General features: G+C 54.9%; 27 protein-coding genes. 22 read left to right on the top strand and 5 right to left on the bottom strand.

Going from position 1 to position 23,743, the window contains the following annotated elements:
• From PHC90_03910 to PHC90_03870, 9 genes are all read left to right on the top strand, one after another.
• Entirely contained in the window at nucleotides 1-1,248 is a 1,248-nt protein-coding gene (locus tag PHC90_03910) for a serine hydroxymethyltransferase (protein MDD3845487.1), read from the top strand.
• Nucleotides 1,245-1,781 (top strand): cytidine/deoxycytidylate deaminase family protein, encoded by a 537-nt coding sequence (locus PHC90_03905; GenBank protein MDD3845486.1) that lies wholly within the window; start codon nucleotides 1,245-1,247, stop codon nucleotides 1,779-1,781. The genes PHC90_03910 and PHC90_03905 overlap by 4 nt, the downstream gene beginning before the upstream one ends.
• Nucleotides 1,782-1,800: 19 nt before the next feature.
• A complete protein-coding gene (gene nrdR / locus PHC90_03900; protein ID MDD3845485.1) occupies nucleotides 1,801-2,265 on the top strand; it encodes a transcriptional regulator NrdR in 465 nt (154 codons plus the stop codon).
• A 7-nt stretch (nucleotides 2,266-2,272) separates the two neighbouring features.
• On the top strand, nucleotides 2,273-3,376 hold the full coding sequence (ribD, locus tag PHC90_03895) for a bifunctional diaminohydroxyphosphoribosylaminopyrimidine deaminase/5-amino-6-(5-phosphoribosylamino)uracil reductase RibD (GenBank protein MDD3845484.1): 1,104 nt from the start codon (nucleotides 2,273-2,275) through the stop codon (nucleotides 3,374-3,376).
• Nucleotides 3,357-4,004 (top strand): riboflavin synthase, encoded by a 648-nt coding sequence (locus tag PHC90_03890; GenBank protein MDD3845483.1) that lies wholly within the window; start codon nucleotides 3,357-3,359, stop codon nucleotides 4,002-4,004. Before ribD ends, PHC90_03890 begins: the two co-directional genes overlap by 20 nt.
• A gap of 3 nt (nucleotides 4,005-4,007) precedes the next feature.
• Nucleotides 4,008-5,213 carry a bifunctional 3,4-dihydroxy-2-butanone-4-phosphate synthase/GTP cyclohydrolase II gene (locus PHC90_03885; GenBank protein ID MDD3845482.1) on the top strand — a complete coding sequence of 402 codons (1,206 nt, stop codon included), beginning with the start codon at nucleotides 4,008-4,010 and terminating at the stop codon, nucleotides 5,211-5,213.
• Between the two features lie 9 nt (nucleotides 5,214-5,222).
• Nucleotides 5,223-5,711, top strand: a complete 489-nt coding sequence (gene ribE, locus PHC90_03880) for a 6,7-dimethyl-8-ribityllumazine synthase (GenBank protein ID MDD3845481.1) — start codon at nucleotides 5,223-5,225, stop codon at nucleotides 5,709-5,711.
• Nucleotides 5,684-6,106 (top strand): transcription antitermination factor NusB, encoded by a 423-nt coding sequence (nusB, locus tag PHC90_03875; protein MDD3845480.1) that lies wholly within the window; start codon nucleotides 5,684-5,686, stop codon nucleotides 6,104-6,106. The genes ribE and nusB overlap by 28 nt, the downstream gene beginning before the upstream one ends.
• 111 nt (nucleotides 6,107-6,217) lie before the next feature.
• Nucleotides 6,218-6,715, top strand: coding sequence for an NYN domain-containing protein (locus PHC90_03870; GenBank protein MDD3845479.1), 498 nt, complete (start codon nucleotides 6,218-6,220; stop codon nucleotides 6,713-6,715).
• A gap of 21 nt (nucleotides 6,716-6,736) precedes the next feature.
• On the opposite strand, the gene PHC90_03865 is transcribed toward PHC90_03870, so the two are convergent.
• Nucleotides 6,737-7,576, bottom strand: a complete 840-nt coding sequence (locus tag PHC90_03865) for a flavodoxin family protein (GenBank protein MDD3845478.1) — start codon at nucleotides 7,574-7,576, stop codon at nucleotides 6,737-6,739.
• Nucleotides 7,577-7,826: 250 nt separating this feature from the next.
• Between PHC90_03865 and ftsH the strand changes: the two genes are divergently transcribed.
• From ftsH to PHC90_03805, 12 genes are all read left to right on the top strand, one after another.
• Nucleotides 7,827-9,653, top strand: a complete 1,827-nt coding sequence (ftsH, locus tag PHC90_03860) for an ATP-dependent zinc metalloprotease FtsH (protein ID MDD3845477.1) — start codon at nucleotides 7,827-7,829, stop codon at nucleotides 9,651-9,653.
• A complete protein-coding gene (gene folP / locus PHC90_03855; protein MDD3845476.1) occupies nucleotides 9,631-10,449 on the top strand; it encodes a dihydropteroate synthase in 819 nt (272 codons plus the stop codon). The genes ftsH and folP overlap by 23 nt, the downstream gene beginning before the upstream one ends.
• The gene (cdaA, locus tag PHC90_03850) at nucleotides 10,446-11,186 is read left to right on the top strand and encodes a diadenylate cyclase CdaA (protein MDD3845475.1); all 741 of its coding nucleotides are present in this window, start codon (nucleotides 10,446-10,448) and stop codon (nucleotides 11,184-11,186) included. The genes folP and cdaA overlap by 4 nt, the downstream gene beginning before the upstream one ends.
• Nucleotides 11,187-11,208: 22 nt before the next feature.
• Nucleotides 11,209-11,877, top strand: a complete 669-nt coding sequence (locus tag PHC90_03845; protein MDD3845474.1) for a CdaR family protein — start codon at nucleotides 11,209-11,211, stop codon at nucleotides 11,875-11,877.
• A 125-nt stretch (nucleotides 11,878-12,002) separates the two neighbouring features.
• Complete coding sequence (locus tag PHC90_03840) at nucleotides 12,003-12,716, top strand: pyridoxine 5'-phosphate synthase (GenBank protein ID MDD3845473.1); 714 nt, start codon at nucleotides 12,003-12,005, stop codon at nucleotides 12,714-12,716.
• A 21-nt stretch (nucleotides 12,717-12,737) separates the two neighbouring features.
• Nucleotides 12,738-13,061, top strand: a complete 324-nt coding sequence (acpS, locus tag PHC90_03835; protein MDD3845472.1) for a holo-ACP synthase — start codon at nucleotides 12,738-12,740, stop codon at nucleotides 13,059-13,061.
• Between the two features lie 16 nt (nucleotides 13,062-13,077).
• Nucleotides 13,078-14,652, top strand: a complete 1,575-nt coding sequence (locus tag PHC90_03830) for an NAD(P)H-hydrate dehydratase (GenBank protein MDD3845471.1) — start codon at nucleotides 13,078-13,080, stop codon at nucleotides 14,650-14,652.
• The gene (gene tsaE / locus PHC90_03825) at nucleotides 14,615-15,076 is read left to right on the top strand and encodes a tRNA (adenosine(37)-N6)-threonylcarbamoyltransferase complex ATPase subunit type 1 TsaE (protein ID MDD3845470.1); all 462 of its coding nucleotides are present in this window, start codon (nucleotides 14,615-14,617) and stop codon (nucleotides 15,074-15,076) included. Before PHC90_03830 ends, tsaE begins: the two co-directional genes overlap by 38 nt.
• A 39-nt stretch (nucleotides 15,077-15,115) precedes the next feature.
• Entirely contained in the window at nucleotides 15,116-16,348 is a 1,233-nt protein-coding gene (locus PHC90_03820) for an aspartate kinase (protein MDD3845469.1), read from the top strand.
• Nucleotides 16,345-17,916, top strand: coding sequence for a citramalate synthase (gene cimA / locus PHC90_03815; protein MDD3845468.1), 1,572 nt, complete (start codon nucleotides 16,345-16,347; stop codon nucleotides 17,914-17,916). Before PHC90_03820 ends, cimA begins: the two co-directional genes overlap by 4 nt.
• Nucleotides 17,913-18,383: an alpha-isopropylmalate synthase regulatory domain-containing protein gene (locus PHC90_03810; protein MDD3845467.1), complete on the top strand. Its 471-nt coding sequence runs from the start codon at nucleotides 17,913-17,915 to the stop codon at nucleotides 18,381-18,383. Before cimA ends, PHC90_03810 begins: the two co-directional genes overlap by 4 nt.
• A gap of 52 nt (nucleotides 18,384-18,435) precedes the next feature.
• On the top strand, nucleotides 18,436-19,950 hold the full coding sequence (locus PHC90_03805; GenBank protein MDD3845466.1) for a response regulator: 1,515 nt from the start codon (nucleotides 18,436-18,438) through the stop codon (nucleotides 19,948-19,950).
• A gap of 57 nt (nucleotides 19,951-20,007) precedes the next feature.
• Here PHC90_03805 and PHC90_03800 read toward each other — a convergent pair whose 3' ends face one another.
• From PHC90_03800 to PHC90_03785, 4 genes are all read right to left on the bottom strand, one after another.
• The gene (locus tag PHC90_03800) at nucleotides 20,008-20,754 is read right to left on the bottom strand and encodes a hypothetical protein (GenBank protein MDD3845465.1); all 747 of its coding nucleotides are present in this window, start codon (nucleotides 20,752-20,754) and stop codon (nucleotides 20,008-20,010) included.
• 78 nt (nucleotides 20,755-20,832) lie between these two features.
• Entirely contained in the window at nucleotides 20,833-21,090 is a 258-nt protein-coding gene (locus PHC90_03795; GenBank protein MDD3845464.1) for a hypothetical protein, read from the bottom strand.
• Nucleotides 21,091-21,607: 517 nt separating this feature from the next.
• Nucleotides 21,608-22,069 carry a response regulator gene (locus tag PHC90_03790; GenBank protein ID MDD3845463.1) on the bottom strand — a complete coding sequence of 154 codons (462 nt, stop codon included), beginning with the start codon at nucleotides 22,067-22,069 and terminating at the stop codon, nucleotides 21,608-21,610.
• Nucleotides 22,070-22,383: 314 nt separating this feature from the next.
• Nucleotides 22,384-22,584, bottom strand: a complete 201-nt coding sequence (locus tag PHC90_03785; GenBank protein ID MDD3845462.1) for a cold-shock protein — start codon at nucleotides 22,582-22,584, stop codon at nucleotides 22,384-22,386.
• A 555-nt stretch (nucleotides 22,585-23,139) separates the two neighbouring features.
• Here PHC90_03785 and PHC90_03780 point away from each other — a divergent pair.
• On the top strand, nucleotides 23,140-23,640 hold the full coding sequence (locus PHC90_03780; GenBank protein ID MDD3845461.1) for a transcription termination/antitermination NusG family protein: 501 nt from the start codon (nucleotides 23,140-23,142) through the stop codon (nucleotides 23,638-23,640).
• Nucleotides 23,641-23,743: the final 103 nt, after the last annotated feature.

The raw sequence follows: 23,743 nt of genomic DNA, 5'->3' as shown, positions 1-23,743 counted from the left end.
ATGAAACTTGACGGAAAAGATAAGAAGGTGTTCGAGCTGATAAGGCGCGAACTTGATCGCGAGGAATACAGCCTCATTCTCATTGCTTCCGAGAATTATGTCGACGAAGATGTCCTTGCCGCCCAGGGCTGTGTTCTCACGAACAAGTATGCCGAAGGATATCCGTCAAAGAGATATTACAGCGGCTGCACGTATCTCGATGAGATAGAAGCCATTGCCATAGAACGTGCCAGGAACCTTTTCGGCGTCGAACACGCCAACGTCCAGCCCCACTCAGGCTCGTCGGCGAACATGGCCGTCTTCTATGCCGCACTGGAGCGGGGTGACACGGTGCTCGGCATGGACATCGCCCATGGGGGCCACCTGACCCACGGCGCAAAACCAAGCTTCTCGGGCAAATGGTACCGAGCGGTATCGTACCCGGTGTCCGGCAAAAGCGAGATGCTCGATTATGACGAGATAAGAAGCATTGCCCGCAGGGAGAAACCGAAGCTCATCATAGCAGGTGCCAGCGCCTATTCGAAGATCATAGATTTTGAGAAGTTCAGACAGATCGCCGACGAAGTCGGGGCCTATCTGATGGCCGATATCGCCCACATCGCCGGCCTTGTCGCCGCCGGGCTCCATCCCAGTCCGACGGGACACGCCCATTTTGTCACGACAACCACCCACAAGACCCTTCGGGGCCCGAGAGGCGGACTTGTCATGTGCAACGCCGATCTGGCAAAAAAGATAGACTCAGCCGTTTTCCCCGGGATCCAGGGCGGACCCCTGATGCATGTCATCGCCGCCAAGGCGGTGGCCCTGCAGCAGGCCATGACGGAAGAATTCAAGGAATATCAGCGCCAGATAATCGCAAACGCAAAGCACATGGCAAAGTGCATGGCGGACCTCGGTTTCCGCATCGTATCGGGAGGCACCGACAACCACCTCTTCCTCGTTGACCTCACACCGAAGAACGTAACGGGGAACGAGGCCCAGATAGCCCTCGAGGCGAGCGGGATCATGGTCAACAAGAATCTCATCCCCTTCGATACGAAAAGCCCCAATGTAGCAAGCGGGATCAGGATAGGGACGCCCGCCGTCACTACCCGCGGTATGAAGGAAAAGGAGATGGAGGTCATCTGCGAAATGATCGACTCCGTCCTCAAACGGCCCGGCGACACGTCATTCATGGACAGCACACGCGCTCGGGTGCGGGAACTCTGCAGGGGCTTTCCCTTTTATTCGCGTATATACGATATATGAAGAACCATCGTCCTGACTGGGGTTCCTATTTCATGGAGATAGCGCGCATCGTTTCCATGAGGTCGACCTGTTTGCGCCGCAACGTCGGAGCCGTCATCGTGAAGGATAAGCGGATCCTTGCCACCGGGTACAACGGAGCTCCTTCGGGATTGAAGCATTGCATCGAGGTCTCCTGCCTGAGGGAACAGATGAAGATCGCCCCCGGGGAACGCCACGAACTGTGCCGGGGGCTCCACGCTGAACAGAATGCGATCATCCAGGCGGCGTATCACGGCGTGTCGATCTACGGCGCTCATCTCTACTGCACCCACCTGCCCTGCTCAATATGCATCAAAATGCTCATTAACGCGGGCATCAGCGAAGTATATTACGAGGACGGATATCCCGACGCGCTTTCTTTGAGCCTTATCGAGGAATCGGATATTCTGCTCAGAAAGATAGAGCGGGTAAAGGTCAAAGGGCCTTCCGCCCGAAAGGTCCCGCCGGCCTCCAGCGGCCGGCTCACAAAAAAGGTATCGTCGGGCAGCAAGTGAAGATGACCGGGGTGGTCCTGTGAAGTGTCCCTTCTGCAATTACGTGGAAAGCAAGGTCCTCGATTCGAGGATGAGCAAGGAGATGGACACGATCCGTCGGCGCCGCGAGTGCCTTAAATGCGCAAAGCGGTTCACAACTGCCGAAAGGGTAGAGGAGGGACTGCCTCTCGTTGTCAAAAAGGACGGGAGGCGGGAGATCTTTGACAGGGAAAAGATCCTCGGCGGATTGAAAAAGGCTTGCGAAAAGAGACCCATCAGCGTCACCAATCTCGAGAAGATCGTATCCAGGATCGAATACAATCTTCTTGAGAGGGGCGAGCGGGAGATGAAAGCGACGGAGATCGGAGAAATGGTCATGGACGAGCTCAAGGCCCTCGATGAAGTCGCCTATGTCCGCTTCGCTTCCGTTTACAGGCAGTTCCGTGATATAAATGAGTTCATGAGCGAGCTTACCCAGCTCCTTTTGAAGAAGAACGAAGAGTGACCTACCAGTGAAAGACGAAAATTACATGCGCATGGCGCTCACTCTCGCCAGAAAAGGCCTCGGAACAGTATCTCCCAACCCTATGGTCGGGGCCGTTCTCGTGAAGGGCGCCGCCATAGTCGGCAAGGGGTATCACAGGAAGGCCGGATCTCAACACGCCGAAGTGGGGGCTATCGAGGATGCAGGCGCAAATGCCGTCGGCGCGACGCTCTATATCAACCTCGAGCCCTGTGTCCATTATGGCAGGACGCCGCCCTGTGCGGACCAGATCATCGCCGCCGGGATCAAACGGGTCGTCGTGTCTATGCTTGACCCCAACCCCCTCGTCAACGGCAAGGGAGTAGAGATGCTCCGCAAGGCCGGCATCAGTGTCAAGGTGGGGATGCTCGAGGAACAGGCGCGTCGTCTCAACGAGGTATTCATAAGTTCCATTGAAAAGAGAAGGCCTTTCGTCACCATGAAAGCGGCGGTGAGCCTCGACGGCAAGATCGCCACCAAGACCTGTGATTCCCGGTGGATCTCGAACGAGGAATCGCGGCGCCAGGCAAACCTCCTTCGCTGCATCAACGACGGGGTGCTGGTGGGAATCAACACCGTTATTTCCGACAACCCGCTTCTCGTGCCAAGGCTTAAAAGACCCAAAAAGATCCCCGTGAGGATCATCCTCGACTCAAAGCTCCGGATCCCCCTTGCCTGTGATATCGTCAAGACATCGGAGAAATACAGAACGTGGGTCTTTACGAATGAAGATTCCCGCACCGACAAGGAGACAAAACTGACGGCCCTGGGCGTCGAGGTCATCAGGGTGCCGAAGGATGACAACGGGAGAGCGTCGGTAATATATATCTGTGAGGAGTTGTATCGCCGGGAAATAACGAGCGTTCTCGTCGAGGGGGGTGGAGAGGTCAACAGCACCCTTCTAAGGGAAGGGCTCGTGGACAAGGTGGTGCTTTTTTACGGTACCATCCTCATAGGCGGCAAGGGAGCATTGAATCTGGTGGGAGGCAAGGGGATCGACTTCCTCAAGGACGCCCACAGGATCGACGTCGCCACCCTGAAAAGGCTTAAAGAGAACATCTATATAGAGGGATATGTTCACAGGAATCATTGAAGACATTGGCACGATCGCAGCGATCGAGAAAAAAAGCGGCAGCTGGGTCTTTGTCATCAAGACCGCCTTCGAGCCGGGCAGCGTCAGCGAAGGTGACAGCGTCAGCGTCGACGGGGTGTGCCTGACGGCAACCACCATCGCAAGCCGGGCCTTCAGCGTCGACGCCTCCCTTGAGACCCTTCGCCTCACGACCCTGAGAGATAAAACTCCGGGACAGAAGGTGAATCTCGAGAGGGCAATGACCGCCAACGGACGCTTCGGGGGCCATCTCGTGACCGGCCACGTCGACGGCGTGGGGACGATCTCGGACATACGCAACGAGGGGGATTCCATCGGGATAACTATAGAAATTTCCCCGGCCATTGCACGCTCCATCGTAAAGAAAGGCTCCGTGGCGATCGATGGAATAAGCTTGACAGTAAACGAACAAAGTGATAATAAATTCACTGTCAATATTATTCCGTACACCGCTTCCCGGACCACCATTCTCGAAAAGAACCAGCGGGATAAAATGAATATTGAGACGGATATCATCGGAAAATACGTGGAAAGTTTCCTGGCGAAGCGGGAGGGTAAAGGGATCGACCTCGATTTCCTTTCCCGTCACGGGTTTGTAAAAGGAGATTAGCATATGGCAATCGCAAGCATTGAAGAAGTCCTTCAGGACATACGTGAAGGCAAGATGGTCATCATCGTCGATGACGAGGACAGAGAAAACGAGGGCGACGTCATGATCGCCTCAGAAAAGGTGACGCCCGAGGCGATCACCTTTATGGCTCGGTTCGCTTGCGGGCTCATCTGCTTGTCCCTTACCGAAGAGAGGGTGAAAGACCTCGATCTTCCGCTCATGGTTCAGGACAACACTTCTCCTTACAATACCGCTTTCACTGTTTCGATAGAGGCAAAAGAAGGGATAACCACGGGCATATCGGCCTTTGACAGGGCCCGCACCGTGCAGGTCGCAATAGACCCCAAGTCTACATCGAGCAACATAACCCGGCCGGGGCACATATTCCCTCTCGCGGCCCGCAGCGGCGGTGTCCTTGTGAGGGTCGGCCATACCGAGGCATCCGTCGACCTTGCCCGGCTTGCGGGACTCAATCCTTCAGGCGTCATATGCGAGGTCATGAACGAAAATGGCACGATGGCACGCATGCCCGATCTTGAGGTCTTCGCCGAGAAGCATGGTCTCAAGATTGTCACCATAGCCGACCTCATCAGGTACAAGACGAAGAACGAAAAGCTCGTGCGCCGTGTGGCGGAGACACGGATACCCACCCGTTTCGGCGGCGAGTTCACTCTCATCGCGTATGAGAATGACGTGGATAAGAAAACCCATCTGGCCCTGGTCAAGGGGGACATAAACCCTGACGAGGCGGTGCTTGTGCGTGTCCACTCCGAATGCTTCACGGGAGACGTTCTGGGCTCCATGCGCTGCGACTGCGGGGAGCAGCTCCAGAAGGCGCTCAAGATGATCGAGCATGAAAAGAAGGGCGTCTTCGTGTATATGCGCCAGGAAGGACGCGGCATCGGCCTTGCCAACAAGCTCAAGGCATACAGCCTTCAGGATTGCGGTCACGATACCGTCGAGGCCAACATTGCGCTGGGCTTCTCTCCCGACCTCAGGGATTACGGGATCGGCGCTCAGATCCTTAACGATATCGGCGTGCGCAAGATGCGTCTGCTCACAAACAACCCGAAGAAGATAAAGGGCCTTGAAGGGTATGGACTGACGGTTGTCGAACGGGTGTCCATTGAAATGGTGCCGACGAAGGACAACATCGCCTATCTCACGACCAAGCAGAAGAAGCTCGGTCATATACTAAATAACATATAAGGGGTGAACATGGTACGAGAGGGCAAGCTCAACGCAAAAGGCTTCAGGTTTGCAATCGTCGTAAGCAGGTTCAACAGCTTCATAACGGACCGGCTGGTGGAAGGTGCGCTCGACGCCCTCAAGAGACACGGGGCCGATGAGGGCAAGATCGATATCTACCGGGTTCCCGGCTCTTTTGAGATCCCTCTGGCGGCCAGGCTGCTGGCAAAAAAGAAGGACATCGACGCCGTCGTATGTCTTGGCGCCGTGATCAAGGGGGCAACACCTCATTTCCATTATGTCGCATCGGAAGTGACCAAGGGGATCGCCCAATCATCCCTCGAATTCGAAAAACCCATATCCTTCGGCATAATCACCAGCGACAGCATCGAACAGGCCATTGAACGGGCCGGGACGAAGGCCGGCAACAAGGGTTATGATGCCGCCATATCGGCCATCGAGATGGTAAACCTCATCAAGGAAAGCAACTTGTGCGCAGACGGAAAGCGAGAGAGCTAGCCCTCAGAATGCTCTACCAGGTGGAGACGGCCGGGGAAGACTCCGACCGGGCTCTCACCAAGTACTGCTCGTTATTTCCGTACCAGGAAGATATCGTCGTTTACGCGAGGCATCTGCTTGCCGGCATCGGCTCCCATCAGGAACAGATAGACGGGTTCATCCGGAAGGCCTGCGACCACTGGAGAATAGACCGCATCGCCTACGTGGACAAGAATGTCATGAGGATTGGTGTATTCGAAATGATATTCTCCGGTGACGTTCCCCCGAAGGTCGCCATCGACGAGGCCATCGAGATGGGCAAGAAATATGGCAGCGAAGACTCCCGGGAATTCATAAACGGCGTCCTGGACAGGATCCTGAAAGACTTCTATTCGGAAAACAAAGAGACAGTTTAAGGTTTCGGGAAAAAACGAAAAGAGAGTTCCAGACTTCACGTTTCAGGCAAAGACAAAAAAGAAATGTCTTCCTTCTTTTTCTTGAAACGTGAAACATGAAATGGCCTTCCTATGCATATCGTTATCGACGGATATAATTACATCAACCGCATCAATGCCTCCTCGGTGCAAAGAGGGGCGTCATTGGACCTCCTGCGCAGGGAGTTCCTGGAAAAATGCGCGCGCTACAAGAAGGCCAGGTCCGCCCGGATAACCGTCGTCTTCGACGCCTACGACACCCCGTCGACGGGAAGACACAGCGAGAATTACAGGGGGATAGAGGTCGTCTATTCCCGTGAGGGTGAGACGGCGGACGACGTCATCATCGGCTGGATCCGAAAAAGGCCGGCGGGCCTCATCGTTGTCAGTTCCGACCGGGCCATCATAGACGAGGCAAAGACAAAGGGGGTCGCATTCCTCACTTCCGTAAAACTTGCCGAAATGATGGCCATGCCCGCCTTCGAGGAAAAAGATGACGACTACGAGGAAGGCCGCCACGCCAAAAAAGGCAACCCCCGCAAACTCCCCAAAAAGATCCGCAAGGCAGTGAAGGCGATAGACAAATTGTGAATTGGAACACCCGAACACCCTTTATCTCTTGGGCGGTTCGATCCATTCCCCTTCATTCTTGTAAGGGATAATAGTTGCCATGATCTCTTTTTTCTTTTCCTTGAAACGTTGCTTCATGCCGCGCAGCCATTCACGGTGAAGGAGCATATGCTCGGGAGGCCCCAGAATGCCGCCCTCTCTCTTCTTCACGAAAACACCGCCGGGACCCATGGCGAAAACACCGTGGCAGACAGTGCAGACGAAGCCTTTCGGGACGACGCGGATGATCTCGCATCCGCAAAAAGGGCATCCCCCCATCCTTCTTCTCTTTACCGGAGAAAACAGGGCCTTGCCCAGGCGCCTGGCACGGGCAGCGTTGGCCTTGTTCATGAGCGCCTCGCCGGGAAGCGCCGCCTTGATGGAGAGACTTGCCTTGACAGACAGCCCGAGGAAGGCCGCAAGGGTCTCGAGCATCTGGGGCGCCATCCCGATCCGCCCCGGCATTCCGAAAAAATTGAGGAGAATTGCCGGTTTGCCATAGGTCTTCTCGAGGACATTGAAGAAGAGGAACCCCCTGTCAAGAATGCTCTTGATGATCGCGTTGGCGCCAAGATAGTAGACCGGGGAAGCAACAATGAGAGCGTCGGCATTGGCTACCTCGCCAAGGAGGAAGTCCATGTCGTCCTCCACGGGACACTTGCCGCCCGTCACACATCCATAGCAGGCCCTGCACCCTTCTATTCTCAACGACGTCAGCCTGATGAGTCTCAGCCTGTGCCCTTCCGGGATATTCCGGGACAACTCCTTGGCGAAGGTCTCGCAATTGCCGAGCGTCCTCGGTGAAGCAATGAGTGCGAGGACTGTCCGTGTTGTGGGATCCATAGTTCTTCCGTCCTTGATCTGGCCTCTGTCGTTTTCTTATTGCACACCACGCTGTCAAAAGCAAGTGGTAAAGAGGGGGGCGGGGATTATGAAACCTTTTGTGGTCTTGCGGCTTCAGCGCAATCTTTGTTTTCAAAATACAAGGTTTTTCCTGCCTTTTCCCTGCTCCCTTAACCCTGAGCCCTGAATCCTGACTCTGAATAGCTGACAATATTGAAAATTAAGGCATTTCTATGGTAGAATATGACCTATGTCGAAAAGCTCCGGTCAAGGACCCACAAACAAGAGCATCATCACGGCCCTGGTGATCATACTCCTCGGCCTCTTCATCTTCCAGGTATACAACAAACCGAAGAAAGAACTTGAAAGCGTAGCCTTCAGCGATTTTTCCGAGGCGCTGCGCGCCGACAGGGTCTCCTCCGTCCTCATGCAGGGAAGAAGCATTACAGGAACCTACAAAGACGGTAAAGAGTTCAAGACCTTCGCGCCCGACGACCCCGACCTTGTAAAAACGCTCCGGGAAAGGAATGTGAAGATCACCGCCAAGCCCGATGAGGAATCGGGACTCTGGCAATCCATCTTCATATCCTGGTTTCCCATGCTCCTCTTGATCGGCGTCTGGATCTTCTTCATGCGCCAGATGCAGGGTGGGGGCGGCAAGGCCATGGCCTTCGGCAAGAGCAAGGCGCGGCTCTTCACGGGCCGCGAGAACAAAGTGACCTTTCACGACGTGGCAGGCATCGACGAAGCGAAGGAAGAGCTCCAGGAGGTTATCGACTTTCTCGTGGATCCGAAGAAATTTACGAAGCTCGGCGGACGCATCCCCAAGGGAGTTCTTCTTGTAGGACCTCCCGGCACCGGCAAGACACTCCTTGCCCGCGCCATAGCGGGTGAGGCAGACGTCCCTTTCTTTACAATAAGCGGGTCCGATTTCGTCGAGATGTTCGTCGGTGTCGGCGCATCACGGGTTCGTGACCTCTTTAACCAGGCAAAGAAGAATGCCCCCTGCATCATCTTCATCGACGAGATCGACGCTGTCGGGAGACACCGCGGGGCAGGCCTCGGCGGCGGCCACGACGAGCGCGAGCAAACATTGAACCAGCTACTCGTGGAAATGGACGGTTTTGAGTCCAACGAAGGCGTCATCGTCATGTCCGCAACGAACAGGCCCGACGTCCTCGATCCGGCCCTGCTTCGCCCCGGCCGCTTTGACAGACAGATCGTCGTATCCACTCCGGATGTGAAAGGCAGGGAAGAGATCCTCAAGGTCCACACGCGCAAGACCCCCATCTCCGAGGACGTCGAACTTTCCATCATCGCCCGCGGAACACCGGGGTTTTCCGGCGCCGATCTTGCTAACCTTGTCAACGAGGCCGCCCTCCTTGCCGCGCGGCGGGACAAGACGGCCATCGAAATGGACGACTTCGAACACGCCAAGGACAAGGTTCTCATGGGCGTCGAGAGGCGCAGTATGATAATCCCCTACGAGGAAAGGAAACTCACCGCCTATCACGAAGCCGGCCACGCCCTCGTCGCAAATATGATCCCCGGAACGGACCCCATACACAAGGTCACCATCATTCCCCGGGGCAGGGCCCTCGGCCTCACCCAGCAGTTGCCCATAGATGAGCGCCATACCTATTCCAGGGATTATCTTCTCAAAAACATCTCCATCCTTCTCGGAGGGCGCGTGGCGGAAGAGCTTGTCATCGGCCAGCTCACCACGGGATCCGGCAACGATATCGAACGGGCAACGAAACTCGCCCGGAAGATGGTTTGCGAATGGGGCATGAGCGATAAACTGGGACCTCTTAACTACGGGAAGAACGAGGAGCATATTTTTCTGGGCAGGGAGATCGCCCGCCACCGGGATTTCAGCGAACAGACCGCACAGGGCATCGATGAGGAATTGAAGGATCTCATCGGCCGGTGCTACACGCAGGCCACGGACATTATTTCCAAGCATATCAGCTCCCTCCACGCCCTCGCGGCGGCACTTCTCGAAAAGGAGGTCCTCGACGGTCTGGAGGTCGAGGCTATCATCAGGAATACCGATGGCGCGGGCGCTCCGGTGTAATAGTGCCCCCGTCATCATGGGGATCCTCAACGTCACCCCCGACTCTTTCTCCGACGGGGGCAGACACCAAAGCCTGGAAGAGACACTCGACCACGCCAGACTGATGGTCGAGGAAGGCGCAGACATCATCGATGTCGGCGGCGAATCGACCCGGCCTTATTCAGAACCTGTAACCGAAAAAGAAGAGCTCCATCGTGTAATACCTGTTATAGAGAGACTCCAGGGCGTCCCCGGCGTACTCATATCCGTTGACACATATAAGGCGAACGTCGCCAGGGAAGCACTGAACGCCGGAGCCGATATGGTAAACGACATCAGCGGTCTCACCTATGACGACGCCATGGCCGGGATCATCGCGGAAAAGGATGCTTATGCCGTCATCATGCACATCAAGGGCACGCCGCGGAACATGCAGGAAAACCCCCATTATGATGATGTCATTGGAGAGATCAGGGGATTTCTGCATGACCGCATCGATTATGCGGTGCGAATGGGGATCGGGAAAGAGAAGGTCGTCATCGACCCTGGCATCGGTTTCGGAAAACGCCTGGAGGACAATCTGCGCATCCTCAAGATGCTGCGCGATTTCAAAGACCTGGGAAGCCCTGTCCTTATCGGCACCTCGATGAAGTCTTTCATAGGAAAGATAACCGACATGCCTCTTGAAGAAAGAGTGGAGGGAACCCTGGCGAGCCTCGCCGTGGCCCTTATGAACGGGGCGGACATACTGAGGGTCCATGACGTCAGGAGGGCCAAAAAGGTCCTCAAGATCGTAAAGGCGGTAATGGAAGCATGATACCCAACGTCAGATGGCAGGACATCATCGACATCATTATCGTTGCCTTCATCATCTACCGGATCTTCGTCCTTATAAAAGGGACCCGGGCGATACAGCTTCTTCTGGGTCTTGTCATCGTCATGTTCGTCTTTGCCACCGCGAAGAGACTGGAACTCTTCACCTTGAGCTGGATATTCAACAGCTTTATAGGCTCCATCGTCTTCGTGGTCATTGTCATCTTCCAGGATGACCTCAGGAGGCTTCTTCTGGCTCTTGGCAGGAGTCCCTTTTTCCGAAAGATAAGCTATGTCAAGGAGACCATGTTCCTCGATGAGCTGGCCAACGCCTGTCTGGTGATGAAGAAACGCACCATGGGCGCCCTCATTGTCATTGAACGGGAGGTTGGGCTGGAGGAGTTCATGGAAGCGGGGGTGCGTTTCGATGCCGAGGTGAACGCGGAACTCGTTGTCAGCATCTTTCAGTTCGCATCGCCGCTGCATGACGGCGCCCTGATAATCCGGGAAGGAAGGATCGTCTCGGCGGGCTGTGTGCTCCCCCTGACGACAGCGGATGAGATAGACAAAAGCCTGGGCACCCGCCACAGGGCGGCCATAGGTATCACCGAGGTCACCGATGCCGTTTCCATCGTCGTTTCCGAGGAGAGAGGCGTCATATCCTACACGCAGCATGGACAGATCCATGGAAATATCGGTACAGATGAACTCAAGAAAGTGCTCAAAGAGGTCTTGAGCTAAAAGAGAGACTCGAACAGCCATTATGAAGACTCTGCTCGAAAGATATCTGCTGAAGGATTGGAAGCTGAAGCTTCTGTCCCTGGTTCTCGCCATTATGCTCTGGTACACGGTATTTCAGATCGGCGAGCCGAAGAAGGACATAACCGTGCGCCTCACCGTTTCCAATCTCCCCAGGAACATGGTGATAACGAAAATGGATCCCGAAAGGGTCTTTCTTACCGTGAGCGGACGGGTTACGCTGCTCAAGGACATCAAGGATCGCGATGTGACCGCTCTGGTAAACCTGAACGGCATCAAAGAAGGCCAGACGGTCTTCGACCTGTCCAAGACCAACGTGGCTGCGCCGAAGGGGATAGACATCGTGGAGGTGCGTCCGGGAACCGTCAGTGTGGTCGTCGACAGGGTAATCGAAAAGAAGCTCAAGACCGTGCCAGTGCTGGATAGGAAATGGGTCGGCCGATACGAGATCATCCATGCCAGCCCCCAGTATGTCATTGCCGAAGGTCCTCGAAAGGTCCTCGAAAAGATCACGACCATAGAGACATTGCCTGCAAACGGCGACATGCACCGCAATGAGGAGACCCTCAATGTCGGGTTTGATACGGAGAGCTTCCCGGGGGTCAAGGTCAGGCCCGATTCGGTAAAGATCGTCCTGAAGCGCCTCACCGGCAAGGAGGGCCACTGGGAATGACGCGCCTCCATCAGCCGGGCAAACGGGATGCCCCGTCACACCGGTTTTTTTATCCAGAAATGATGCTTCGAGCCTGCGGGTGAAAACAGCCGGAGGTGCCAAATACAGATTTCGGAGGAACGACAATGCCTGAACTCATGGTAAACATAGATCACGTGGCCACTCTGCGGGAAGCACGGGGCATCCACTATCCCGATCCCGTTTTCGCGGCGGGTATCGCCGAGACGGCGGGAGCAACGGGGATCATCATACATCTTCGTGAAGACCGCAGGCATATCAAGGACCGCGACCTCAAGATCCTTCGCGATGTCGTGCACAGCAGGCTCAATCTCGAGATGGCGGCGACACCGGAAATGACGAAGATCGCCGCTTCGACGAAACCCGATATGATCACCCTCGTTCCGGAGAAACGCCAGGAGCTTACCACCGAAGGCGGTCTTGACGTGATCAAGTTCGCGTCGAAGATCGAAAAGGTGATCGCTGCAGTAAAAACAAAGGGCATCGCCGTGAGCCTCTTCATAGATCCCGTCGAATCGCAGATCAGGGCGGCGGCGGCGGCAGGGGCGGACATGATGGAGATACACACCGGCTCCTACGCCGGGGCGCGCACGCCTAAAATGAGGAAAAGGGAACTCGACAAGGTCATCCGTTCGGCAGTGCTCGGCAAAGAGCTCGGTCTCGGTGTCAATGCGGGCCACGGGCTCCATTATCATAACGTGCGCGACATCGCCGTAATCCCCGAAATAGACGATCTGAGCATCGGCCACAGCATAATAGCCCGCGCCATATTCACAGGCCTCGATAAAGCGGTAAGAGACATGATAGAACTGATGAAATAAGGCTTGAAACCTTTTTTGATTATGGTTGGCATTGATATCGTAGACATAGCCCGCATCAAGCGGGCGCTCGAGAGGCATGGGGAGAGGTTCCTCGTGAAGGTCTTCGCCCCTTCGGAGATTGCCTATGCCAGGAGCAGGAAACGCATGGAGGAATCCCTGGCGGGAAGGTTCGCTGCCAAGGAGGCTTTTATGAAGGCTCGGGGCAAACGGCTCTCCTTCAGAGATATCGAGGTGCACAGCGACGATGGAAAACCTTTCATCGTCTTTCAGGGCACCCGCTACGACGAGGTCAGCATCTCCCATGAGAGATCCTATGCTGTATCCGTCGTGATCTGTAAAGACTGACAAAGGGGGTCGACATATGAAGGTCCTTTCACCTCAGAAGATGGCGCGCTATGACGAATATTCCATCAAGACGTGGGGCATCCCCTCGGCCGTGCTCATGGAGAACGCCGGGAGAAACACATACCGTCTCATGAAGGAGCGTTACCTTGCCGGCGACGAGGTGATCGCCGTTGTTTGCGGCCGCGGCAACAATGGCGGCGACGGGTTCGTCATCGCCCGCTATGCCCTGATCGACGGTTTCAGGGTGCGTGTCTATCTCATCGGGGCGAAGACGGACCTGAAAGGCGACGCAGCGCTCAACATGAGGCTCTTTGAATCGCTCTCGGGAGAGGTGGTGGAATGCACGGCAAGACCCGCGCCGGTCAAGGCGGGCATCAGGGAAGCCCACCTCATCGTCGACGCCATCTTCGGTACGGGCCTGTCGAAACCCGTGGGCGGAATGGAAAAGACCGTCATCGATGAGATCAACACCTCGGGGAAGCCCGTCATCGCCGTCGACATCCCTTCCGGCATCGACGGCAACACGGGCAAACCCCTTGGAAGCGCCATTCGGGCCGTTCACACATTCACCTATGCCTACCCCAAGCCTGGCCAGATCCTCAGCCCCGGCGCCGATCATGCTGGCAGGCTCACCGTTATCGACATATCCATTCCTTCCTTCATCGAGAAGGAGGTAGGTTTCGACGGGGAAGTGACCGACGGCGAAATGCTCAGGGGCTTCCTGAGAGAGCGCCTCCCCTCGTCGCATAAAGGAAGCTTCGGACACACCGTCGTCATGGCCGGGTCACCGGGAAAGACGGGTGCCGCGCACATGGCGTCACTTGCCGCCCTCAGGATCGGCGCAGGGCTTGTCACGCTCATCATACCCCGGACGTTGAATGCCATCATGGAGACAAAGACGACGGAGGTGATGACGTACCCCGTTGCGGATGACGGCCAGGGCTTCTTTACCGCCGACTCCTTCGGCGAGATCGCCGACTTTATGGAAGACAAGGATGTGGTCATCATGGGTCCCGGCCTTTCACAGAATGAAGGGGTTATGGAACTGACCAGAAGGATATACCGGGAGATAGACAAACCCTTCATCATAGATGCCGACGGCATCAACGCCTTTCAGCGACACACGCCGCTCCTCAAAAAAGCAAAGAGGAAGGCCGTCCTGACGCCTCATCCAGGGGAGCTGGCGCGCCTCATCGGCAAGACCCCGAAAGAGGTGAACGATGACAGGATGGGTGCGGCGGGGTCCTGTGCCGCCAGGTGGGGGGTGAACATCCTTCTCAAGGGCGCAGCGAGCGTGCTCTCGACGGCAGACGGCCGGATGTTCCTGAACCCCACGGGGAACCCCTCGCTCGCAAAAGGGGGAAGCGGCGACATCCTGACGGGCTTTATCGGGGGACTTGTCTCCCAGGGCTACAGCCTTACCCAGAGCGCCCTTCTCGGAGCCTACCTTCATGGGTACATGGCGGATACCTGGGTGGAAAACCATTCCGATATGGACCTTCTCGCCCTCGACCTCGTGGTGGGATTGGGCGACGCAATACAGGAGATCCGTAATGGGACGGACAGAATATATATCGAAAGATCCCTCTGAAACGATAGACATCGGGGAAAAGATAGCCCTGAACGCACGGGCCGGCCAGGTCTACGCCATTTACGGCGATCTCGGAGCGGGAAAGACCCAGCTCGTTAAAGGCATGGCCCGGGGCCTTTCCGTCCCCGACTGGGAATACGTCGTAAGCCCCTCCTATACCATCATGAACGTATATGAGGGAAAGATCACCCTCTGTCATGCAGACCTTTACCGCCTCGAAGAAGGCGACCTTTCGGACCTCAACATGGAAGAGTTCCTTGCCGGAGGCATCGTCGCCGTCGAGTGGGCGCAAAGGTCTCGCTGGTGGGAAGGCGTGATAGAGGTCCACATAGAAATTACTGGAGAAATGGAACGAAAAATTGTTATTATCAAGCAGGAAACCGAGGGTGGAAGCCGGGAACGAAGCGGCGTGAAAGACCTGTAATTCCCCGCTTTATGCCATTCATTCTATATGGAGGATACGATGCTGGTTGTTCAAAAGTACGGCGGCACGTCAGTCAGGGACGTGCAGAGAATACAAAACGTTGCGAAGCGCGCCATCGAGTACAAGGGCCGCGGCATGGACGTCATCGTGGTCGTCTCCGCTATGTCCGGCGAGACGGACAAGCTTCTCAACCTGGCCCACGAAATAGCCAAATTCCCTGATGAAAGGGAAGTGGACGTGCTCATCTCCACCGGCGAACAGGTCACATCGGCCCTTCTCGCCATCACCCTGAAAGAAATGGGCCATAAGGCCATATCGCTTCTCGCGGACCAGATAAGGATCATCAGCGATTCAAGTTTCGGGATCGCCCGCATCGCCAGGGTTGAGGGCGCGAAGGTCATGAACGAGCTCAAGGAAGGCAACATCATCATCGTGCCCGGGTTCCAGGGGGTGGATGACAGCGGAAACATCACCACCCTGGGAAGGGGCGGTTCGGACACCACCGCCGTCGCCCTTGCGGCGGCTCTCAATGCCGACCTGTGCGAGATCTACACCGACGTGGACGGCGTCTACACCACAGACCCGAACATCTGTGAAAAAGCCAGGCGCCTTGATAAGATATCCTATGAAGAGATGCTGGAAATGGCGTCCCTGGGGGCAAAGGTGCTCCAGATAAGGTCCGTCGAACTCGCCCAGAAGTACAACGTCCCCATCCTCGTCAAATCATCCCTGGTCGAGGGCAAAGGAACACTTGTCTGCAAGGAGGACATGATCATGATGGAAAAGGTCGTAATTTCAGGTATCACCTACAATAAAAATGAAGCGAAGATCACCATCAACAAGGTTCCCGACAAGCCGGGCATCGCATCCAAGATCTTCAGCGCCCTCAGCGCGGCCAATATCGTCGTCGACATGATCGTCCAGAACGTCAGCCATGAGAACTACAACGACATAACCTTTACGGTGGTCAAGGCGGATGGGAAAAAGGCCTTCAAGATCACCGAGGAGATCGGTTCAAGCATAGGGGCAAAGGTTGCCGTGGACGAAGATATGGCCAAGGTTTCCATCGTCGGCCTGGGCATGCGTTCCCATTCCGGTGTCGCGTCCAAGATGTTCACCATCCTTGCCAATGAAGGGATCAATATAGAACTCATTTCCACATCGGAGATCAAGATATCCTGTGTCATCGAGAGCAAGTACGGCGAACTGGCGGTCAGAGCCCTCCACAAGAATTTTGAACTTGACGCCGAAGACATCAAGGAGGAGAGTTGAGGGTCGATTTTTACGACACCACCCTAAGGGATGGAGCGCAATCGGAAGATATCGCCTTCAGTCTCACTGATAAGCTGAGGATAACGGAAAAGCTCGATGACTTCGGCATCCACTACATCGAGGGGGGTTGGCCGGGCTCGAATCCCAAAGACCTGCAATACTTCAAGGAAGTGAGAAAGCTCTCCCTCAGGAATTCCCGCATCGTGGCCTTTTCGAGCACCATCAAGGCACATGCGCGACCCGCGACGGACCCTGTCATGAAGGCGCTTCTCGATGCCGGAACAGACACCGTGGCCATCGTGGGAAAGGCCTGGGACCTTCATGTCAGGGACGCCCTGCGTGTCGGCCTCGATACGAACCTCAAGATGATAGCGACGACGATCAGCCACCTCAAGAAGGTGGGCAAGACCGTTTTCTTTGACGCCGAGCATTTCTACGACGGATACAAACGCAATAAGGAATATGCTTTGGCAGTGATACGCACGGCGGGCGATGCCGGGGCCGACGTCATCGTCCTTTGCGATACTAACGGCGGCGCCATGCCTTTCGAGATCTTCGAGGTCACCCGGGCCGTGGGGAAGGGCACGGGAATAAGGCTGGGGATCCACACCCACAACGATACGGAAATGGCGGTAGCCAATTCGCTGATGGCTGTCAGGGCGGGATGCGATCTCGTGCAGGGCACCATCAACGGCTACGGGGAGCGCTGCGGAAACGCGAATCTTTGTTCCATCATCCCCAACATCATCCTTAAAATGGGACATACCGGCATCGACAGGGAAAGGGTCGTCCGCCTCAGGGAGCTTAGCCTCTTCGTCGACGAGATGGCCAATTTCATACCCGACAAGCACAGGCCCTACGTGGGGGTAAGCGCCTTCGCACACAAGGGGGGCATCCACGTCAGCGCCATCAGGAAGAACCCCGAAACCTACGAACATGTTAAGCCGGAGCTTGTCGGCAACTCCCAGCGCGTCCTTATTTCAGATCTCTCCGGCGAGAGCAGCATCCGTTACAAGGCAAAGGAATTCAACATCGACATCGATAAGGACCCGAAGGCTGTCAAGGATGTCGTCAAAAGGATAAAAGACCTGGAGATGCACGGATACCAGTTCGAAGGGGCCGAAGGCTCACTGGAGCTCCTCATCAAGAAGAAACTCGGCATCCACAGATCCTATTTCGAGCTTATCGGTTTCAGGATCATCGTCGAAAAGAAGGAGACCTCTCAACCCGTGACGGAAGCCACGATCCTGGTAAGGGTAGGCGACCGCGTGGAACACACGGCGGCGCTCGGCAAAGGCCCCGTCAACGCCCTGGACAATGCTCTCAGAAAGGCCCTCCATGCGTTCTATCCCGAGCTGAAGACGATGGATCTCGTCGACTACAAGGTCAGGGTCCTTTCCACGAGGGAGGGCACGGGCGCTCCCACGCGCGTCCTCATAGAAAGCAGCGACGGCAAACATACCTGGGGGACGGTGGGCGTATCGGAGAACATCATCGAGGCCAGCTGGCGGGCCCTCGTCGATTCGATCGATTACAAGCTTCTCATTGAAGAGGAGAAGAAACGGTGAAAAACCTCCTCAATATCACCGACGCCACAAAAGAGCTGAATATCCTGAGGTCGAAAAGGGGCTTCAAGAGACCCTTTGAGGTGGTGGGAAGCTACCGGCTCATTGACGACGGGCAGAGGCCGGAGGCAACGGTGATCATCCGGGCGGAAAGGCGCGAGATGCATGAGGCGTCCACAGGGGTGGGGCCTGTCGATGCCCTCGCGAACGTCCTCAAGAAATCCCTATCATCGATCTTCCCCGCAATCCAGGAGGTGAAACTGGTCGACTTCTCTTCCCGGATCCATGATTCGCGATCGGGGACATCGGCAGGCGTCGAGGTAAACATAATCTTTTCCGACGGAGAAGCGGTGTGGAGTGTCGTCGCCATCTCTGAGAACATCAATCGGGCCTCGTTCCTGGCCCTTATTGACGGATTTGAATACGCGATCCTTGCCAAAAAGGCAACAATAGCCTCACGGAACATATAGAGAGCGAAAGAGATTCATTCGGCAATGGCGCAAGAACCGAGAGGGTATGCCTGTGAGCGCAGAAGAGAAGCATGCGGTACGTGAAGAGCAAGACTCCTGCCGGCAGGAGGCCCAGGAATCTGAAAGGTCCCTCCGGGCCATTCTTTCTGCATCACCCATCGGGATCTGCCGGGTACGGGGCAGCATCTTCGAATGGGTAAACGACGCCATGTGCCGCATGACAGGCTATCCGATGGAAGACCTCCACGGAAAAGCGATCCGGGTTCTCTTCGAGCGGGAGACCGAATGCCTGCGGGCGGCTGGCGCCCTGCAATCCACAGGCTACGTGGAAACGACATTACGAAAAAAGGACGGGGCCATGATGGATATCCTCGCCCAGGCCGCATCCATCGACGAGACATCGCAGATCATCACCGTTACCGATATCACATACCGAGCCCGGGTAGAACGGGAGCAGGCAAAGATTGGCAAGCTCGAATCCCTCGGCGTGCTTGCGGGGGGTATTGCCCATGATTTCAACAATATCCTCACCATGATCCTCGGCAACATCTCCCTCGGAAAGATATACATGGAGAAGGATGCGGAAAGGGCAAGGGAAAAGCTCACCCTTGCCGAGCAGTCGATCACGCGGGCCAAGGAGTTGACCCAGCAGCTTCTCACCTTTTCCAGGGGAGGAGCGCCCATCACAAAGGTTTCATCGATAGCCGATAACCTCAGAGAGACCGCCCAGTTGGCATTGACCGGAACGGGCGTGACCTGCAGGTTCGATATTGCGGAAGACCTTTTCTCCGTTTCCATCGACGAGGGGCAGATAAACCAGGCCATCGGTCACATTGTCATCAATGCCCACCAGGCTATGCCTCAGGGCGGGACACTGCTCATCGGCGCGCAGAACGTGGTTCTCGAAAATGCCGCGCCGAACCTCGCCGCCGGCAGATACGTGCGCATAAACATCACCGACAACGGGATGGGCATCCCCGAGGAGCATCTCGACTGTATCTTCGACCCCTATTTCACCACCAAGCAGAAAGGCAGCGGCCTCGGGCTTGCCATCTGCTATTCCATCATAAGGAACCATCAGGGGAGCATCAGCGTTGAATCAACTCTGGGTGTGGGAAGCACCTTTCACATATATTTACCCGTATACGATGCACCATTTTCCGGGGAAAGGAGAAACAAACAAGACATGAGCGATGCGATCGGGGGAAACGTGCTTGTTATGGATGACGAGGAGGCAATACTGGAGATAATCGGCGACATCCTTGCGTACCACGGCTTTACGGTGGATTTCGCCCGGGACGGGGAGGAAGCGCTGTGCCTCTACCAGGAAAGAAAGTACGATGCCGTGATACTGGACCTGACAGTACCGGGCGGAATGGGGGGAAGGGAAGCGATGAAAGAGCTTCTCAGGGTAGACCCCATGGTACGCGCCATCGTATCGAGCGGCTACTCGAACGATCCTATCATGTCCGATTACAGGCAATATGGATTTAAGAATGTGATAGCCAAGCCCTATGACCTGGAGGAATTGGGCCAGGTGCTCCGGTCGGTGATATCGGGAAACTAGAAAAGATAGCAGCAAAATGTCATGTGTTTCAACAACCGGTTACGATCCTGTGGCCCGTCATGGAAGACCGAGTCTTTCGTTGGTAACCTTTTGGCGTGTCTTGCTTCGTTTCAGAAGCTCTATCGTTTCTCTGTAATGGGCGCTGATGGATTCGCTTGTCATCGACCTTAGCACCTCAAGGTCCCTGGCCCTGAACTCGCGGTCAAGATTCAGATAGGCTTTGTGGCCCGGACTGATCCAGAAATACAGGTACTCGTATGTGTCCTGCTCCGGTGTCGGTGATATCCTCCGGAGTATGCTGTTTTCCGGAACCTGTACATAGTGCGGGTTGTTGAAGCTCATGACATAGCCTTCCTGTGTGAGCCATTCAGGGTACTGATCAAGCACCTCGGCGGCGAGCTGGTTCTCGATCAACAGCCGCGCGCCTTTTTTTGTGCTTTCCAGCCCCATAACCCGCGCAAGGGTATCATCCTGGGGCAGCTTCTTTTCGTAGTTGTCGTAGGTAAGACGGGGCTCGAATTGCAGTTTCCCTTTTACGATAGCTCCCCTTAAAAGCAGGCCTTTGTAAAGCAGTCTCGCGTACACGGAATGCAGCTGTTCAAGGGCGGTATAAATATCGTCGCCATAGAACAACAGGCTGTCGCTGAACATTTCAACGGTGGCCATATCGTTTTGTCGACAGTATTCCGAAAGGCTTTCAAAGGTGATATCGTAAAATTGGTTCAGCTTTTCCTTTGCAACGCTGGGGTTGAGCCTGTAATAGCCGGAGATGCCCAGCAGGTCGCCGTAATACGTAAATTCCATCTGTGTTTTTCTCCTCTTTCCGGAGGGACATCTTTACCAGCGCAAGAGTTCGTCCTGGTTGTTCCGCCCTGAAGGGCGTCACAGGGTTCTAAGGTCGTAAGCCCACGTTTCCTCGTTTGCGTCCCCGATGGTCGCCTTCCTGAAACCGGCCTGCCTGAGATAAGAAAACAGGTTCGTTTTTTTTACCAGCCTGTGCACCGAATCCTTGCAAAAAAGCGGGGAAAGCAAAGTGATGTGCGTCTTGTCCGGGCCGCCCAGTTCTATTTCGATAGGCAGACCCTTGCTGATATAATACTGCTCGAATTCAACCATGATCATTTCGCGTTGTTTTATCATGAGTTGGTCCGCAACATGGGCACCCGGATTTTTGGCATGTCTGGCTGCGCGCGCCTGACGCCCGGGCTCCCGGGCAGGCCCACACTGCTTGGCCACCGCGCTTTCCGGTAAACTCTGATCCCCCTCGGCCGATCCGGCACTATCAGCATAAGGTTTTTTCATCATGCGCCTCCTGCATGCGTATACAGTTATATGACGCAAACCTACCCGTAAGGATCGATCGACTCTGGAATAAGGTTGTTCTGAATCCAGGGCTGGTATCTGTTGCGAACTGTATAAGCAGTAGAGAGTATACCACAAGGGGGCCCGGGATGACAGGAGCAAAAGCGGGAGGAAGCACGTACCCCCCCCATAAGAAGGAACGCCAGGAGGAATCTTGGAATTCACCTCCCCTATCACGGATCGCGGTGCAAAACAGTTGTCAGACATCGCGCCCGGATATCGAAGCGCAAATCATCGTTGTATATGTGATATAACGTTCCGGTTTGGCCCTGGGTGCTTCGGGGAAAACACTATGTCAGCGGACACCGGGGAAATACGAGCGTAATCCCTTTCTCACCGCTTCGTCCAGTTCCTTCAACCCCAACGGCTTAGGAATGACCTCGGCAAACCCGGCAGCCTTTATCTCTTCTGCCAGAGGCGGCTCGATGCATCCTGTATAGAGGAGAACCGGAAAACCTTGCCTTATGCGCCTGAAACGCACTGCAAGCTCGAGTCCTGTCAACTCAGGTGTAACAGGAGAGCCCCTTCGCATACTCCCGAGGGCGGCAAGCCCTGGTCGTGTCTGCCCCGGCATAGCGGGTTCAACGATAGCGAGGTCGAATTTGTCGGGATCCTGGGAAAAGGCTTTTAACCCCGCCAGGCTCGCCGTCTCAGCCTGCGCGCTATAGCCTAACTGTTCGAGCATCGAGGTGGTTGTTGCCACCGTATCCTCTCCGTTATCTACGACCAAAACATGGAATTTTCGTCCGGTGGCCATAATAGCTCTCTTTTCTGTTGGGAGCACCTGGCAGAAGCCCCTGGGTTCTGGTGACCTTCACGAAACAGCAGAGGAACAGTTCAACGCACGGTACTTCATGAGCAGTTGCAGCGGTGCTGAAACTAATTATAACACAAACCCTATGAGAATGGTATGAAAACGAAGGATTCCTCCCCGGTCAAGTCGTCCTTATTCGTTCGATAGCAACAGCGTGAAAAGAACGGGAAGTGAGGATTTGAAGTGCAGCTGCTAAACCCTGGAGGTCTTGAGAAAGAAAAGGCAGGCTGAGATAATCTCAGCCTGCCTTGTTTGGCTTAGCTTTTCACTACGTTTGATGCAGAGGGACCCTTCGGGCCGCTTACAACATCAAAGTCCACCGCCTCGCCTTCAGCGAGAGATTTAAAACCACTATCCTGGATGGAAGAATAGTGCACGAACACATCTACGCCGTCATCCTTCGTGATGAAACCAAAACCCTTTGACTCATTGAACCACTTCACTGTACCTTTTGACATATTTGCTACCTCTTTTATTAGATTTGAAGGATACGGACATATGTTGAGGGAATGCTACAAAGATGAATATCTTGCGCGGTTACTTCTAACAGATGCTTCCGAAACTTCTTGTAATCATTATTGCATAAAAATAATATAATTTCAATATATTTTATATAAAACACAGACACACCCTCTCCCCTGGTGACTAAACTCCCAGCTCAAATTGTCAATGGCATCCACGACCATCCCCGTCCCCACGGTTATCAAGAGAATGTCCTGTGCCACTCGTACAAAACGATGTCGTGGCGGCGGCGGTCCCAGTATCGTAATGACCTGCGGCGGAAGATCGTAAAATATGACGTTCGGCGGCAGGGGATGACCGACCGCCCATTTCCTGGACTGGCCTGCATAATAATTATGGATCGTCTCCCGTTCGTTCTATCATCCTTGACGGATCGAAGGAAAGTCATTCCCCCTTTACATTTGTCCAAAAACTCTTTTTGCTTTCTGCGGGATAAGGAACAATCAACCGATTCACTTGAAAACTCGACTCTTTTACACCATAATAGGGCTATGGATACAAGGAACTGGTATGTCGTCAGCACAAAAGCCAGAAACGAGGAACGTGCGGCATTGAACCTTGCCCAGGGCGGCATCGATGTGCTGGCCCCGAAACTCAAGTTCAAACGCTGGCGGGAGGGAAAGTTCACGGAGATCGTCGAACCCATGTTCCCCGGGTATATCTTCGTTAAGTTCCATCCCGTGGATGAGTTTCGGCTCGTCAAGTACACACGCGGCATAAAGACCATTGTCAATTTCAACGGCCGCATAATCCCCTTGCAGGACAGGCTCATCGATTTCATTCGGGAACGTCTTATTGAAGGCGTGGCGACGGTAGAGAAACAGAGCTTCCGCAAAGGAGAGCAGATCGTCATCCAGGAAGGTCCCTTCAAAGGGTTCAGCGGCATTTTCGAACAAGAACTTGACGGCAAGGAAAGGATTGCCATCCTCCTTGAAGGCGTCGACTATTGCGCGCGCATGGAAATAGACCGCGAACTGGTGGTAAAGGCATGATAAACAGGGGCACGCCATAGAGCTTCTCGGAAATACCCAGGGACTTAATCACCTCATAACAAGACGTCTCACCAGCCTCTACAAGAAACGTCTCGAACCCTCC

Source organism: Syntrophorhabdaceae bacterium (assembly GCA_028698615.1).
Lineage (GTDB): Bacteria > Desulfobacterota > Syntrophorhabdia > Syntrophorhabdales > Syntrophorhabdaceae > Delta-02.
This window is presented reverse-complemented; position numbering and strand designations above follow the sequence as displayed.